The organism is Blautia hominis, from assembly GCA_002270465.1.
In the GTDB taxonomy this organism is placed as follows: Bacteria; Bacillota; Clostridia; order Lachnospirales; family Lachnospiraceae; genus Blautia; species Blautia hominis.
Window position 1 is genome coordinate 1 of record NQOF01000007.1, and the last position, 16,235, is coordinate 16,235.

Genomic DNA, 16,235 nt, shown 5'->3' on the forward strand with positions numbered 1-16,235 from the left:
AGAACTGTGAAATGGGAAAAATAAAACAGCTCATCTTCTGATTCAAAACAGTCATAAAACAACAAGGGGTCTTTTTGGGCTTTTGGCAGCTTACAGGTCTTTCAATTAAAAGTAGCACAACAAGTTAAGTTATTTACTCTTACATCCTGCCTAGAATCTGTGGGTCATAGACAAACAGGAAGTGGCTGGGAGAGGACCGGGGGAGGGAGATGCGTGTGAGCGATGTATAGTGGAGCGCCGCGGAGATCCACCTGCCCCAGCTACTTAATGAAGAGGCCATTGCCGATGAATTTAGTAGATGGGAGCAGGTTAGCTCCGTGGCAGCGGAACGCTTCGCTCACACGCATCTCCCTCCCCCGGTCCTCTCCCAGCCACTTCCGTCCGCCCTATCTATCCTACCTCACCACCAATTCCACCACTTCCCCTTTTTCTACATCCACCACCCCAAAATCCGTCAATTTCAAAGCCGGACTCACCGGAAGCCCCAGCGTGCAAAGCGACATGATCGGATTATAATGCTCATACCCCAGCCCCGCCAGGCTCCCTCTCACATCACCCAGCATCCTGCCAATATCATCCGCCGGAAGTTCTGAAAGGATACCGCATACAGGCAGCGGAAGTTCCGCTGTCACCTGACCGTTCTCCACCGTACATATTCCTCCCTGCAGTTCGATCAAACGTCTGGCCGCTATGAGCATATCCTCAGGATCAGCACCGATCACCATTAGATTATGATGGTCATGGTAATAGGTGGTAGCTGCCGCTCCCCGTTTCAGACAATCACCGGTCACAAATCCATAACCTATATTGCCATTCTTTCCATGACGTTCCAGCACAACTGCAAGCACACACCCGGTTTCCTGCCATTTTAAACGGCCATTTTCCACTTCCATAGAGACATGTTTTTCTCTTGTCTGCGTGCGGCCGTCACTTACTTCAATAACCCGCACCTGCACAGAGCCTTCCTTCACCCGGACCTTTGGCTCCAAATCTTCAGGCTCTATCTTCTCCAAATGTACCGAGTGATAAAATTCCGTTGGAAAGCCATAAGGCTTTAACTGCCTTCCGTCTCTTCCCTTGCGGAAGATCTCCTTCCCGTCTTTGAACACAAGATCCGGTTCAAAACCGGATAATGCCTCCTCTTTCACAAGCTGGAAATCCGCCTTTTTTCCCGGTGCCAAAGCACCTCTGTCCCTGAGATTCATTCGTCTTGCCGGGGTATAAGACGCGCAGTATATTGCCTCTTCAAGAGGAAATCCCATCTCCACGGCCTTTTTCACAATATAGTTAAGCTGTCCTTTTTCAAGCAAAGCATCTGCCATGGTATCATCCGTGACAAAACAACAGTGCTCAAAAAGGCTGTTTTCAATAATATGATCCAGAATCTCCGGTTTCAGCATTTTCTCCTGGAGTTCCACAAACATGCCATTTTCAAAACGCTGTCTGATCTCCTCCAGCGTGTGCTCTGTATGGTCCCCGTCAATTCCCCTGTACAGGAATTTTGCCAGATCCAGACCTACCAAAGAGGGACAATGGCCTTCAATCACTGCCTGAGGCTCCTCCTCCCTGAGGTAATCCAGAAACCTGGTGATCTCCATCTCAGTGCCCTTGACAATCTGGCGGTAGTTCATGATCTCTCCCACGCAGACAACGCCCTCTTCTCTCATGAGATGCTTCATTTCCTCAAATCCGATGACCCCGCCTGTGGTTTCCAGGCTCTCGTTTGTGGATGGAACACTGCTGGGAATTCCGTAAAAAACTTCAATAGGCGAATCTTTTGCCCCGTTGATCATCTCGTGGATTCCTTGTACTCCCATGACATTAGCAATCTCATGAGGTTCCGAAACCAGTGTCGTGACCCCGCAGGAAGCTGCCCGTTCCCCAAAGGAAACCGGGGTCATCATAGAGCTTTCAATATGCATGTGTATGTCAATCAATCCGGGAAGCATCAGATATCCGCTGCCGTCCAGCACCTCACCCGGAGAAAGCGTTTCCTCCTGTCTGGTATCCACATAGAATATCCTTCCCTCCCGCACATATACATCAGCAGGCATAAAACATTTCAGGTATGAATTGTAGACTTTTGTGTTTTTTATCAGTAAATCCGCCTTTTCCATAAGGCACCTCCCATCTTACACAATTGAGTAGAAATAGAGCAGACAGACTGCCACCAGCACCCACATAACGGGACGGATCTCCTTTATCTTTCCCGCTGAGATCTTCATCACCACATAGGTCGGAAGCGCGGCGCAGATACCGTTTGCAATGTTGTTTCCGAAGATAGTAAACGCAATACATACAAAGGATGGAAATGCCTCTGTAAAATCATGAAACTTAATGTTTTTCATGGCGCCCAGCATGTTGATTCCAATATACATCAGCACCGGGGCAGTAGCTGCTGAGGGGATCATAAGGGCGATCGGTGCAAGGAACAGTGCCAGGCCGAAGAATATAGAGGTGAACACCACCGACAAACCGGTCTTTCCTCCTGCCTCCACACCTGCTGAGGACTCCAGATATGTGGTCATACTGGGCATACCGAACAGTGCGCCGAAGCTGGTTGCCACTGCATCTACCTTGAAACATTTGTCGATTCCCGGAAGGTTGCCGTCCTCGTCCAGATATCCCGCTTTTGCCCCTACACCCAGAACGGTTCCGAAGGTGGAGAAAAAGTCAGGGACAAAAAGGGCGATCAAAAAGGGAATATAGGCAAAATTCAATGCTCCCAGAAAATCAACGTTCAGGAACTGCCCGCCGATATTGGCCGGCATGGTGAACAGGCTTTCCGGCATTTTTGTAACGCCAAAAGGGATTCCCACCAGTGTGGTGATGGCAATGGCCAGGATCATATCCCCCGGCACATTTCTTGTTTTCAGTATCAGTAAGATCACAAAGCCGATCACTGCCACAATCACAGTGGGCGCGGTCAGGTCACCGAATCCCAGGCTTTTCTTTGCCTCGTTGGCAATGATCAGGCCGCAGCTCTTTGCACCCAAGAGCGCAATAAACAGGCCGATACCTGCACTTACTGCGTGTTTCAGGCTTACGGGAATGACTTTTACCACTGCTTCCCTGAGTCCCAAAAAGGATATTGCGATAAACAGCACGCCACTCCAGAATATTACGCCGGAGGCAACATCCGGTGCGATCCCGTCATTTGCTATCATTGCGGTTACGATACCTACACTGCCAAGTCCCGGCGCCAGTGCAAAGGGGCGGTTTGTATAAAACGCCATTGCGCAGGTTGTGAGGATGACCAGCAAGATCAGCACAGTGAACATTACGTGCTTGTCCAGCCCCGCGGACTCCATCATGTTGGGCACTGTTGCCAGAACATAGGCCATGGTCACAAATGTAGTCAGACCGGCCAGAAGCTCTGTTCTGACATTTGAATGAAACTCTGATAATTTAAATTGTTTTTCCAGCCACTGTTTCATATAGATTCTCTCCTATTCGTATCTCCTTGATTCTTTTCCATTTTCATTGTATGATAACCCTGATCGGAAGTCTAATTCATCTTAACTATAAATTCTATTCCAAAGTGGAATAGTGGCAGCCATTCGGTAACGATCCAGTAGGTCTTGACATTGACTGTGCCGTCCAACAGCCGGGTAAAAATCCCATGGCCAACCTAAAACACTGTCTGCGGAAAGGTGGAAGAAAATCTATGAACATCCACGAATTGAACTACGTGCTCTGTATTGCCAAACATCAGAATATGACAAAAGCCGCTCAGGAGCTTTTTATCTCCCAGCCAACCCTCAGCAAACATCTCGGAAAACTGGAACGTGAACTGGGTGTCAAGCTGTTCAGCAGGATTGATAACTGCTATATCCCAACTTATGCCGGAAGACGGTATATGGAATACGCATCCCGTGTACTGGAACTGACCCATGAATGGGAGAAGGAGCTGGATGATCTGTGTTCCTTAAATGACGGCGAGCTGAACGTTGCCTTTCCCCTGATGCGCAGTTCCTGCATGATCCCCAAGATCCTGCCTGCTTTTCGCCGGATACATCCCAATATCCGTCTGAACTTTCTGGAGGAGACTTACGCTATCCAGGAACGTCTTCTCACAGACAGCCGGATTGATTTTGCGATCTTCAGCGACGGAAACCTGAATCCCAAACTGGAATATGAAACTCTGGGCCGGGAAGAGATCCTGCTGGCGGTCTCCCCAGCCCACCCTCTTGCCAAAGAAGCAGGAAACCTTTCCTGTCAGGACTGTGTTTATCCCCAGATGGATCTGTCCCGGCTTGGAAACGAAAAATTCATTCTGCATTTTCCGGAGCAGAATACAGGGGCCATAACCGAACAGCTCCTGAAAAAGTACGGTATAGAACCAAAAGTTCCGTTCTACACACGGAATACACAGGCTGCGCTTTTGCTTGTCCAGCAAAATGAAGGGATCTGCTTTGCGCCGGAAACTTATATCCAGAACATGACTTTTGCCACCCCTCCGGTCTGCTTTTCCCTCCATGACCCCGATGCCTTTACAAGTACGATCCTGGCTTACCGGAAGGGTGCCTATCTGACTTCCTATGCTATGGATTTTATTCAGATAGCAAAAGATTATTTCCGCATTCCCTAACAGAATGCCCATGGCGGCTGATAAATATGCCTGCGCTCCCGCCGGAAGCTTTTTTGTATCCCGAAGGCCTCTGTAACAGTAGAGCCGCTCCGGATGAAACCTCTCTTCATCCCTCCCAGACATTCTTTCCGGATGAGATGAAGAGGGGCACAGCAGTTCCGATGGGACAGCCTTAACCTGCACGTACATCCGCACGGCTTTCCCGCATGACAAAAAACCGCCCATCCGTATAGGACAAGCGGTCTGCTGCTTATTGTATATCACAAATTCACCCGGCATACTCCAGTACCTTTTCCCTATATGAAACCATTGCAAAAAACTCCGGTTTTCATTCAGGGCATCTCTGTGTTGATTCTACCTGTCATCTCCTCTATCTTCTCATTCACCCTTCTGCGGAAATCCAGAATCCATGTATCAGACACCGGATATTCGGAAAAAGTGATCTCTCTTCCCAATCCCTTCTCCATCTCTTTCACAACCGCTTCCCTGCCGATCAAATGCTCTAAAAGTTCCATGGCACGGATATCCTGCATGGCATGGAAAAGGACCATCAGACGCAGGGATTCTTCCGGCTTCTTATCATCCCCCGGATATACCAGAAATGCGTCCCCGGATGGGAATGCGGAATCAGCGTCCGTCACAGCATACGGGTTGATATGCTTCAAAGAAAACTGAGAATTATAAAAATTAAATCCCCAGTGCAAAAATCCCTCTATTCCAAACTTGTACAACTGCACACCTAAAATGCGGTTTCTTGCGGAAGGCATTGCCATAAAGCGGTTCGCAACCGCCGTACACTGCGCTGTACAGTAATAGGTCCAAAGTCCGGGAACTTTTGCTTTCAGAAAGGGTTCGATGCAGTCACTGGCCGGAACCGGCTTTTCCACCAGACCTTTTTCATAAAACGCATGATCCGACAACGCGTCTATTGTCTTGAATCCCTGCAGATAAGGTTCTATCATTTTTCTGGCCCTCTGATATGACTGCAGATGCTCTTCCGAAGGTTCATCGGATGTGTGAAAATACACATAATCTTCCATCCCCCACTCTATCAGTATGGAAGTGAGGGCCTGCAGGTATTCTTTCAGGAAATCCCGGTAATCCAAAGAATCGGATTCTGTCTCCCAGCCGAATATTTTCTTTACTTCCCCGTCCTCCCGTACGATCACTTTAGGCGCGTATTTTGCTCCCCACTGTGTAAACAAATGAGAAATCTCAAAATACCGGATCCCGTATTTTCTGCACAGCGCGATCCACCTCTTCAAACGCGAAAAATCAAAAGAATAATGTCCCTTCTCCCTTTTAATGACAGCTAACTGTATGGTTGTTCTCTCACCGCCCACCGCCGTGTCAAGAGGCGGCGTCAGCACAGGAGTGAGAATCGTATTCATACCTCTTTTTCCATAGACTTCTATGTAATTTTCAAGCATTTCCCAGTATTCTTCACTCCACGGCTCCATTCCGTAATAATCCGCAAGACAGTCCCCATGGAACCATTCTGTGTGATACAGCTTCTGCGTTGGAAGCAGGGCATCAATGACCTTTATCTCCCCACGGCCGCTGCAGAGGTCCTCACCCTTTTCGTTTTTCAGAGAAATCACGATCTCATAACTTCCGGCCCCGGCATCCTCCGGAATTTCCGCGTCGATCCACAAGGCCCTCCACTGCCGCGGGATAAGCGCTGCTTTGCTGTCCTCTAAATCTCTCAGTAAATCCGGGAACATTCCCGGAGTTGTCCGCAGGTAATTGTCATCATAAGCCGCGTTGCAGGGATAGGCGGAAGGCACCAGCTCCACGCTCCGGATGCGGATCCAATCCCTGATTTCAGAGTCCACTGCCACTTGGGCGTATTCCTTTGTCATACAGGCGCCATAATAAGCCGCCTGAAACGAGACCGTCTCTCCTTTTAAACCGCTGTACCTCATGTTTTCCGTCATTTCCACAGGCGCTTCTTCAGGAAATACTTTGACCAGTGGACTTAGAATTTTCATTTCAAAATCTGTTCTCCCAGGTATCATACTTATGCCTCTCTCACTTCATTGTCTTATTGTAGTCTGTCCCGCAAAACTTTCTCATATATCTCAAGGTCCTCATCCTTAAACACATTGAATACCACCCGCTCTATCCTGCTGTGTTCCAGCCATTCCCTCACTGTTTCCACCGCAATCTCCGCTGCTTTTTCGTTAGGGAAATGAAACTCTCCGGTAGATATACAGCAAAATGCCACACTGTCCAGCCCGTTTTTTTCAGCCAGGCTAAGGCAGGACTCATAACAGGAGGAAAGCTGTCTGCAGTGGTGTTCTGTAAGGGCTTCATACACAATAGGTCCCACTGTATGCAGTACATATCTGCAGGGCAGGTTGTACGCACCGGTTATCTTTGCCTTTCCTGTGGCCTCCTCATATCCCTGTCTCTCCATGATCTCCCCGCATTCCTCCCGCAGGCCTAAACCTGCCGCAGAATGTATGGCATTGTCGATGCATCCGTGACAGGGAACAAAACAGCCCAGCATCCCGGAGTTGGCCGCATTTACAATGGCATCCACAGACAGTCTGGTGATATCCCCCTGCCACAGGGAAATCCTGCTGCCCAGCTTTCCGTTTATCCCGTACGCCTCCTGTATGGTGGGAATGGCCTCCACCTGCACAATCCCTTTTTCCGCGGCCTCCTGCTGCAGGAAGGCATCCTGTATTTCCAGAAATTCCTCTGAAACCGGCCCCGGCATACGGATATTCATAAGGGAGCGGAGTGTGGCGCGCCGTTCCGCTTTTTCAACCCTGAGACCTTTGTACCGGACAGAATCCCGGCACAAATATTGGATCAGATACTCCAAACGCTCCTCCTGGGACATATCCTTAGCTTTCATCTTCCATTCTCCTCCTCCATATATTTAAGATCCCGCCGATATCCCGGTTGATACAGATGGATTTTTCCTCTATATCCCGGGGTGCAAAAGCCTCTCCCAGATTGATACACCCATAGGACGCTCCCGGCCATTCACAAGCCATACGCCAAAAACTGAATTTAATGATCCCCGGCGTATTCATCCCGCAGCCCAGTTCCAAAAACAGAACCCTGCTGTTTTCATGCGCCTTCAGGAATTGCTCATACCGTCCGCTGGCCTCATGCCATCCCGCATCCTCCACAAACGTATCGTCTGCCCTCAGATTCATGCTCATGGGCTTTTTACAGACCGGACAGAGAGGAACCAATTCTCCCGGAACGCGCATATCTTTTTGCTCTGCAAACATGCAGCGCACCACTTCTTCATTGTCATATGTTTTCTCATGACACGGCACGGAACACTGCCACAGTCCAAAATCCCCCTGGGTGTAAAACAGCCGTTTTTTGTCAAATCCGGCCCTCTGGAAACAGTGGTCCACATTGGTTGTCAGCACAAAATAATCCCTGCCCTCCACCAACTTAAGCAGATCCTCAAAAACCGGCTTTGGCGGCTCCTGATATCTGTTCAGATAAATATATCTGCTCCAATACGCCCAATATTCTTCAGGAGTCTCATAGGGATAAAAGCCTCCGCTGTACATGTCATGAAAACCGTATTTTATCTCAAAATCATGAAAGTGATCCCGAAATCTTTTTCCGGTATAAACATATCCGGCAGAGGTGGAAAGACCTGCCCCTGCCCCGATCACCACCGCCTCTGCCTCCCGCAGCTCCCGGTACAGTTCCTCCTCCTTCTTTCCTTCCTCTCTGCTTAATGCATCCATCTGTTCCACCGCAAATCCCTCCTGCCTTCCGTCCTGTATCACTTCTGTGTGTTTGGTCATTTTCCCCCTGTCAGCTCACAAAACACTTCCCGGCTGACAGGATAGTAATAGTGGAACCCGCTGACCATAGTGCATCCCAGTTCTCTCAAAAAGGCTTCCTGTTCCTCATCTTCCACCCCTACACTGAGCACCTCCAGATTCAGCTTCCTGCATAATTCCACTACGCTTTTCACTACCACTTTTCCCTGGGGCTTATGGATCTCACTGATCATTTCCTGCCTCAGTTTAATCCCATTAATTCCGCAGTAAAGATAATGAAAGAAAACCCTATCCAGCTCCAGACCTGCCAGATACACATCAAACCCATACTGCCTGAGCTGTTTTATCGTCTTCATGTAAATATCTGACTGACTCATTTCCACCATCTGGTTTAACTGGACTATGATCTGATCCCGGCTGATCTCATACTGTTCGGCTATGGCATACAAATGCCCTGCAAACTGCTCGTCACCGATATTCTCAACGGTAAAGTTAAACAGCAGTCTGAGAGAATTCCCCTTCTCTGCCTCCTCCTTCAGAAACCGGCAGCCCTGCCGGTAAATCTCCATATTCATCTTTCCTGTGAGCTGCTTGCGCTTCATGACATTTAAAAAATCATTTGGTCTTAAAAGCCCCCGGTTGGGATTCTGCCATCTGACCAGGGCCTCCGCTCCACATATTTTGCCGCTTTCCAAGTCCACCATGGGCTGCAGATACATGATAAACTCTTCATGCATCAGCCCGTGGATCGCCTCATGTTCCATGGCATAACCGGATATGGTCTCCCGCTCCACATATTCATCATAAAGGGCGTAATCCTGGACGTGCATCTTTGCATATTCCATAGCTACTTCGCTGAACTGGATGGTCTTCAAAGGGTCCTCGTCCACACTGGTCATTCTGTAGATACCTGTGTGCATCTCCAGAAAATATTTTTTCTGCTGTTTTTTAAACGCCTCCACCACTTGCTCCTGCATGTCCCTGACCCGCTCTTTCAGCTGTTCCACACCGGTATACTCTACGAAGAAAATGTAATAAAATTCATTAAACCTGGAAAATGCCTCCTTTTCAGGTTTGATCAGGGACTCACAGGTATCACTGATCAGTTGAAGTGCATTCTCCGCCTCCTTGTATCCGTAAATATGGCTTACCACGTCAATACCCGCATACAAAAAGAGCACAGCATAATGGTTTCTGTTCTCCTCCACAATACATTTTGAGAATTTCTGCTTCCAGGATGTAAGATTATCTCTGCCCGTAACGTCGTCTTTATAAGCCATCAGCTCCATCTGGTGCCTCTTTCTCAAAAAGAAAACCGGAAAAGTCACCAGGATCAACACAGAAAAAACGGAAAGTCCCACTATGGTCCAAAGATAAATGCCTGCTCTCCCTGCAGCGTCATCCCCCTTAGCAGCATAGCCTGCATAAACCCCCTGGATCTTCGCTTTATCAATATTCAGAAAAGCCTCTTCCAGTTTTTCTATATCTCCGTCCTCCATACTCTTGGTATAAGCCAGGCTTATTGCCTGTTCTTTCTTGTCATTCTCATATACGATCAGGTCACGGCCCTTTTTAAGACCTGCGTCGTTTATCTCATCTTCTGTAAGTCCCAGGGTCCAGACCGCATCGGCCTGAATATTCCCAGCCAGAGCCAGACGCCTGTCCTTATCGGAAGGCTTTATATACTTTATGGTGATTCCCGCAGCATCCCCAGCCTCTTTTAAAAGGTCAGGAAGCACCCCTTTGTAGTCATTCTCCCCCTTGCTGTAAAACTCAAATGGCCAGGAGTCCGGCATACCGGCCACATAAACCTCATTTCCTGCACGGCATACAGAGGGTGCCCAAAAAAGCATGGCTGCGGCAAACACTGCCAGACACATGACTTGGGATCTGCGCATTTTTCCTGTCTTCCTATTTTTCATCTCCTGTTTTCCCCTTTTCTCCGCCTGTTTGATTGAGATGTATTTTCTGTCTTTTAATCTGCCCCCACACATTTTTCCGCTTCTTATATCCGAAAAATGCCGTCATTCTGGTAAACGCCTGAATGAATCTGAAAAAAACGCTCTCCGCAATACACAGATAGACAGCCTTCACCACATCCAGCGCGGACAACTTGATATTCTGTGTATAGATTCTGGCAAAGAACGCGGTGATGGTCAAAACAGCTCCATAGAGGGCGTAAATCAGAAAAAACATTATCATAAACGGCACATTTATCAAATTTACCATATATGCCAGAAGAATAGTCACAAGCCCGAACAGTTCGATAAATGGTGACAGCAATTCATACAATAGATAGTATAAATATGAAATATAACCCACCATTCCGAATTCTGGGGCCATAAACATTCTCCTGTGTTTATTCAGACACTGGAAAAGTCCTAAAAACCACCGCCTCCGCTGCTTCTTCAAATCCCCTATACTGGAGGGACACTGGCTCCAGCAGATGGCATCGGGAATATAGCGTATTCCGTAAGGTATCTTGTTGATACGGCAAAAAGCATGGAGTTTAACCACCAGTTCCATGTCCTCCCCCATGGTGGAAGCATCATAACCGCCCACGCTGACAGCCATATCCTTTTTGAACAGCCCGAATGCCCCGGATATGATCAGGTTGCCGTTAAATTTATCCATAAGGATCCGGGATGCCATAAAAGAGCGGTCATACTCCAGTATCTGCATTCCCACAATGGGATTCCAGGGCATGTGATAGTCCACCAGCTCTCCCTCACTGAGCACTGCACAATTGGATATCCTCACCAGACCGCCTACAGCTATAATGGTATCATCCTCCAAAACAGGGCGGACAATATATTTTAAAGAGTCCTTCTGCAGCACACTGTCCGCATCCATACATATAAAATATGGATATCTGGACGCATTGATCCCCATATTCAGGGCATCCGCCTTACCGCCGTTTATCTTCTGCACCAAAGTGATATTGATTCCATTCACCACCGCCTCATATACATTTTGTTCCTTTTTGCATCCTATCTGGCGGTTTATAGGCCGCATCACCTTTTTCAGATGAAAAGCATCCAGAAGTACCTGCGTTGTCCCATCCTTTGACCCGTCATCCACAACCACTATCTCATATAGTTTGTAATCCATCATCAGCAGGGATTTTACGGTATCAACCACCGTAATCTCCTCATTATATGCGGGAACTACAATAGACACCGGTACATAATAGTCATGATCGATCTCATTGTGGTACCTTCTTTTTTTGCTCTCTTTATACAGGTCAAGGGAACCGGCGATCACAGAGGCTATCAGAAATGTGGAATACCCCAGCAGGTAGATGACGAACAACACACCAACTACGGTATAAAAATACTTAACAAATTCAAACATCTGTCTCCCTCAGCTCCATTTCCTGGCCTTTAATCTCTATTTTTTCTGTGACGTAATGCAAAATCTCCCTGGCATAACGGTCACGGCCATTGTACACGTCGAATAAATCTTTTTTCTGTATTTTAAGTCCCACAATGAGCGCATCCGCGCAATTGAGCCTCACATACCAGTTAGCAGCTTTCAGCCCTTCTTTCAGACAGTCTACGGTATCCGGCCCCGGATAGGACGCAAGCGCCTGGGCAGCCACCGCGGCGTATTCCCAGTCCAGAAATTCATGGTACTGCAAAAATCTCTGCAGTGCCTCTCTTGCCGGTCCGTATGGGTATTTTCTGAAATATCGGACTGCCTCCAGGCGAATTTCCTTATCCTCTGTCTCTTTCTTCATGATTTCAAGGAATCCACTCCTGAAGTCCTCACCTAAGAACCGGATAAACTGCATGACAGGCAGTATCAGACGTGGTTCAAATCTGTCCCTGTGGCCAAACAGCAGACGGGCCAGCTCACCCCTGTCACCGGTGAAGCTTAGAAGGCCATCTGACAAAAGTTTTTTGCTGTGATAGATCTCGTTATCCTCCATCTTCTCCCAGGCTGCCAGCACTGCCTCTTTATTCCCCATCATATAGAGGGCTTTCAGCGCATTTTCCCTGACATACACCCCTTTATTCACTACCATCCGTATCATAAGATCCATCAGACCGTCATACCCCTTATGCCCTCTGTCAATTTCAAATTTCTCCACAAGGCTGGCAAAATATGCCTGTTCGATCTCATCCCTCTTTTCATATATGGGGACCAGCTCCAGAAAAACCCTGCGCAGATGCTCCAGATACTCTTTCATATCCTCTTTTGGCACTGTCTTCTGTATCTCATCCATGGAAAACTCAAACGCCCTCAGCTTTTCCAGCTTTCTAAGTCTGCGGGCCAGACCAAAAAAATAGGCCTCCTGTATATTGCCTTCCTTCGTGTCCTGTATCTGCCCGCTGATCTCGTCAACCATCTCCAGACTCCTGTGCTCCAGGCGCCGGCCTTTATACTTATCCACAAATATATAGAGTATATTAAACACAAGGACAGCCAGGCAGCTTGCCATATAAAAATAGAGAATCATTTCCGGCTTGATTGAAAGTACATGCATTGGCTCCTCCTTTATGTTTTCCTATTTGTTCCATATTTCCTGCATCATGTAATAAGATTGTTTCAGCCGCTCATGATAGGTTGGATTTTTCCCCCATCCCTTCAGCTCCTTCCATTCCATCCCGATCCTGTCATTTTTCGCAGCATCGGTTCCGATTCCTGCATAAATTCCGTCTATCTGCAGATTCTCGATTCCATAGTTCTCATAATAGTCATCATGCACCTGCATTTGGGAGGGATTGGAAAAGTTCAGCAGATCCCACGGAAGGCGGATTTCAATATCGTCGCCACTGACAATAAAGTCCGATACGGAATTGTATTCCCGGTCATACGGGTTTCCATTGCCATAGGTAAGGCTTCCCGTCTCGAACTTCTCAGACATTCGGTCCCCCTCTTCCGCTGCATTCACATTGCCGATCTGCAGGGCCATATAGATTCTGTCAAACACAGGGCTATCCTTATCCGGTGGATCAAAGAACGGATTTTCCTCCCCGTAATCTTCGCTGTACACTACGTGAAATACATCGTAACGCTTCTGCACCAGCACACGGCTGTTCTTCCTGCCGTCCAAAACCAGCAGAAAATCGGCCTGGCGTTCAAATTTCACATCCTCCCCTTCCGCATAATAACTGCCCGTCTTAGGCGTAATATCAAGAGGAATATAAATTTTCTCATTTTCAAGATCCAGGTTATCCTTGTGGACTCTGAAATAGATAAACTTCTCATCATATTTCATGGACAGCGCATAATCTCCATTTTCCGTAAGAACGTCATCCCCGCTCCACTCCCCTATGTCTCCGTCCGTGTAGCAGACGCTCTCTTCCTCCCCGGGGTCAAAAGACATCAGCCCGAAAAACTGCTCATTTGTCTGAAAATCGCTCCAATAGGCAGTCTTGGTCAGATCCACGTTGGCCATGGTATTCCACGTCCGTTTGAACCACTCATCCTGCCAGGAAAAAACAACGCTTCCCGCACACCCGGACTTTTTAATATCCTGATAGCTTGACACCAGGGCATTTCCCTGTTCTTTCTCTGACATATATCCCTGGGAACGGGCAGTATGAAAGTCAAGCTGTGCCCTGCCCCTGGATGTAGGTACCCCGAACTCCGATATAACAACCGGCATAGAATGGTGCCGGTTCAGCATCTCCAGATATATTCCATAAGTGTTGTAGCTGCCGTCCTCCTGCAGGTAATCGTCCGCGTAAGGGATCTCATCCGTCCAGGAGTCATAATGGCTCAGATAATCAGGATAATAAGAGTATACATGGTATGAGGCAAACTGACCTGAGAGGAATTTGTCCGTGGACGCAATATGCTCCACATCTACTTTTGCACATTTCATAAACAACCGGTTGATCTCTTCCGGATACTCCATGGGGTCTGTTGTAGGCCAGTTGGAAAATGCCACAAGGCGCTGCTGCTTATATTTTTTGCTCTCATACATAATGATCTGGTCTCCCACTTCCGCCAGCATGGCCTCAAATGGTGTGGCCTCCTGGGTGGTATACATGTATTCCCCCCGGTAAGTATTGTTTTCTTTTCGCATATGGTCCGTATATGCCACCGTCACATCTTCCCACTCCACTCCCAGAATATATCCCAATACCCATGGGGAGATATCTTTTGTATAAGAACCGCTGGCATTGGACGTGCTGTATCCAAGATTTACCTTTTTCTTACCGTGGATGATATCAACAAGAGTCCTGCAGTCTGTCTTAAACGTTTTTAGAAAAGAATCATCAAACGCATCCACATGGGAATTCTGTATATAATCATTGACCCATACCCCGTGGATAATATAGAGGGGATCGGGATTGTCCTTATTATATTCATACACTGCCTCATAGAAATCGCTGGAAAGAATGGTGTACACACGGATGGTATTTGCTCCCATCTCCCGGATCATACCAAACCACCTCAGGTACGTTTCCTTGTCAATGGCATATTCTGTGGCAAAATGTCCCGGTATTCCAGCCCCCAGATCCACACCCTTTATTTCAAAAGGCTTTGGACCGTTTCCCTCATCCACCAGGATCTCCTTTCCGCTGACTCCGGTAAATGTACTGACCTGCCTGCCCGGATGAAGATCAATATAGAATCCCCACCGGTAATATGCCGTATCCAGCAGGAAAACCAGAAGGATCAGTGAAACAGCCCCTATCAAAAATTTCTTCAAAATGTGTTTCCTCCACTAGTCATTGAATTTTTTATTCACAGACTCATGACTATAAGAATACAGGTCATCTATGTGTTTATCCAGCCATCCCATGCGGCTCACAAGACGTTTCCGGTATTGTTCCACCGCCTCCTCATAAGAGCCGATCTGCCGTCCTTCCCCTGTCAGCAGATCATTTTGGGATTCAAAGGTATATCCCCATACCCGGAAGTTCCGCTCCACCGCACATCCCAGATAGTCCTGCACTTCTTCCATATATGCCTTTACATTATCATCGCTCAATATGCCTTTTCTGAGCTGCCTGTATCTGGTTATTATCTTCTCCGTAAAGTCCTCATCCTTGGTGAGCATAAAAAACCAGGTTCTGTTCTGCATGAAAAATCCTGCCATGGGCTGCTGGTATTCCATATAATTATCACAGCAGTTATTAAAATCCCACACTGACATTTTCAGCTTTCCCGTTATATCTTTGTAAAAGTAAGTGGAATAAATGCCTGCATCAGCATTCTGTGTCACCTCATTGATAATAAAATAATCCACAAAATTGTCTGTATCTATATAATTCCGGTATCCATAACGTTTGGAAGTATAATCGTAGGAATACAGCGACTTCTCAAATTCCGAAAAATCCCGGCTGATATAATCCGTGATCTCCGGTGTCAGTTTCCTGGCCCCCGGATATTTGACCTCCACCTTGCTGGTCATACGCCTTGCATATTCTGTAAAGTTATCCAGGTAGTCCACATCATTGACGCTCTCTCTGTCCACACACACAATATAGCTGGAGATATTAGACCTTCCGTCGTACTCCGTCACCTCTATCCTGCCTTCCCCCACGCTTATCTGTTCTGTCATCACATATACCCCCTGGTAAGCCCCGTTTAGGAACACCTCACAAAAACGTACATCAGGCGCCCACTCCATGATCTGTCCGGAAAGGTTATACCACATGTAATTCCGCATAAGCGTTTTATCCAGAAACGGCCCGTGCAGCACCCAGGTGCTGTCCTGCTCCATCCCCATAACCTCATAGGGCTTATCGCTGCCGTCCGTGTCAGTAAATTTAAACAGATATCCCACCTTATCAAACAGCCTGGAAGAATTCCCCCTGACACGTATCTGTATGTCTGCGTCCACCTGTGGTTCATCTTTCAGTGTATTGAGCTTTCCGTCATTTTCCATGATCTGCATCCTGGCTGAGATAAAGGTA

The 16,235-nt window shown here is 47.5% G+C and carries 11 protein-coding genes; 1 reads left to right on the forward strand and 10 read right to left on the reverse strand.

What is annotated here, in order from left to right; all coding sequences use genetic code 11:
* Positions 1–395: 395 nt before the first annotated feature.
* Together CI595_RS19955 and CI595_RS19960 are read right to left on the reverse strand one after the other, a co-directional pair.
* Entirely contained in the window at positions 396–2,117 is a 1,722-nt protein-coding gene (locus CI595_RS19955; protein ID WP_095175393.1) for an adenine deaminase C-terminal domain-containing protein, read from the reverse strand.
* Between the two features lie 15 nt (positions 2,118–2,132).
* A complete protein-coding gene (locus CI595_RS19960) occupies positions 2,133–3,437 on the reverse strand; it encodes an NCS2 family permease (protein WP_095175394.1) in 1,305 nt (434 codons plus the stop codon).
* Positions 3,438–3,667: 230 nt separating this feature from the next.
* Between CI595_RS19960 and CI595_RS19965 the strand changes: the two genes are divergently transcribed.
* Positions 3,668–4,591, forward strand: coding sequence for a LysR family transcriptional regulator (locus CI595_RS19965; RefSeq protein ID WP_095175395.1), 924 nt, complete (start codon positions 3,668–3,670; stop codon positions 4,589–4,591).
* A gap of 332 nt (positions 4,592–4,923) precedes the next feature.
* Here CI595_RS19965 and CI595_RS19970 read toward each other — a convergent pair whose 3' ends face one another.
* From CI595_RS19970 to CI595_RS20005, 8 genes are read right to left on the reverse strand one after another with little or no spacing between them, the layout of a single operon-like run.
* Positions 4,924–6,609, reverse strand: coding sequence for a DUF4091 domain-containing protein (locus CI595_RS19970; protein WP_095175396.1), 1,686 nt, complete (start codon positions 6,607–6,609; stop codon positions 4,924–4,926).
* A 26-nt stretch (positions 6,610–6,635) separates the two neighbouring features.
* A complete protein-coding gene (locus CI595_RS19975) occupies positions 6,636–7,442 on the reverse strand; it encodes a protein-ADP-ribose hydrolase (protein WP_095175667.1) in 807 nt (268 codons plus the stop codon).
* Positions 7,443–7,446: 4 nt separating this feature from the next.
* Positions 7,447–8,319, reverse strand: a complete 873-nt coding sequence (locus CI595_RS19980) for an SIR2 family NAD-dependent protein deacylase (RefSeq protein ID WP_095175668.1) — start codon at positions 8,317–8,319, stop codon at positions 7,447–7,449.
* Between the two features lie 56 nt (positions 8,320–8,375).
* Positions 8,376–10,280, reverse strand: a complete 1,905-nt coding sequence (locus CI595_RS19985) for a GGDEF domain-containing phosphodiesterase (protein WP_095175669.1) — start codon at positions 10,278–10,280, stop codon at positions 8,376–8,378.
* Positions 10,270–11,712, reverse strand: a complete 1,443-nt coding sequence (locus CI595_RS19990; protein WP_095175397.1) for a glycosyltransferase family 2 protein — start codon at positions 11,710–11,712, stop codon at positions 10,270–10,272. The genes CI595_RS19985 and CI595_RS19990 overlap by 11 nt, the downstream gene beginning before the upstream one ends.
* Positions 11,705–12,847: a HEAT repeat domain-containing protein gene (locus CI595_RS19995; protein ID WP_095175398.1), complete on the reverse strand. Its 1,143-nt coding sequence runs from the start codon at positions 12,845–12,847 to the stop codon at positions 11,705–11,707. Before CI595_RS19995 ends, CI595_RS19990 begins: the two co-directional genes overlap by 8 nt.
* 21 nt (positions 12,848–12,868) lie before the next feature.
* Positions 12,869–15,025 (reverse strand): hypothetical protein, encoded by a 2,157-nt coding sequence (locus CI595_RS20000; protein WP_095175399.1) that lies wholly within the window; start codon positions 15,023–15,025, stop codon positions 12,869–12,871.
* A gap of 15 nt (positions 15,026–15,040) precedes the next feature.
* Entirely contained in the window at positions 15,041–16,207 is a 1,167-nt protein-coding gene (locus CI595_RS20005) for a CotH kinase family protein (protein ID WP_162291929.1), read from the reverse strand.
* Between the last annotated feature and the right edge of the window lie 28 nt (positions 16,208–16,235).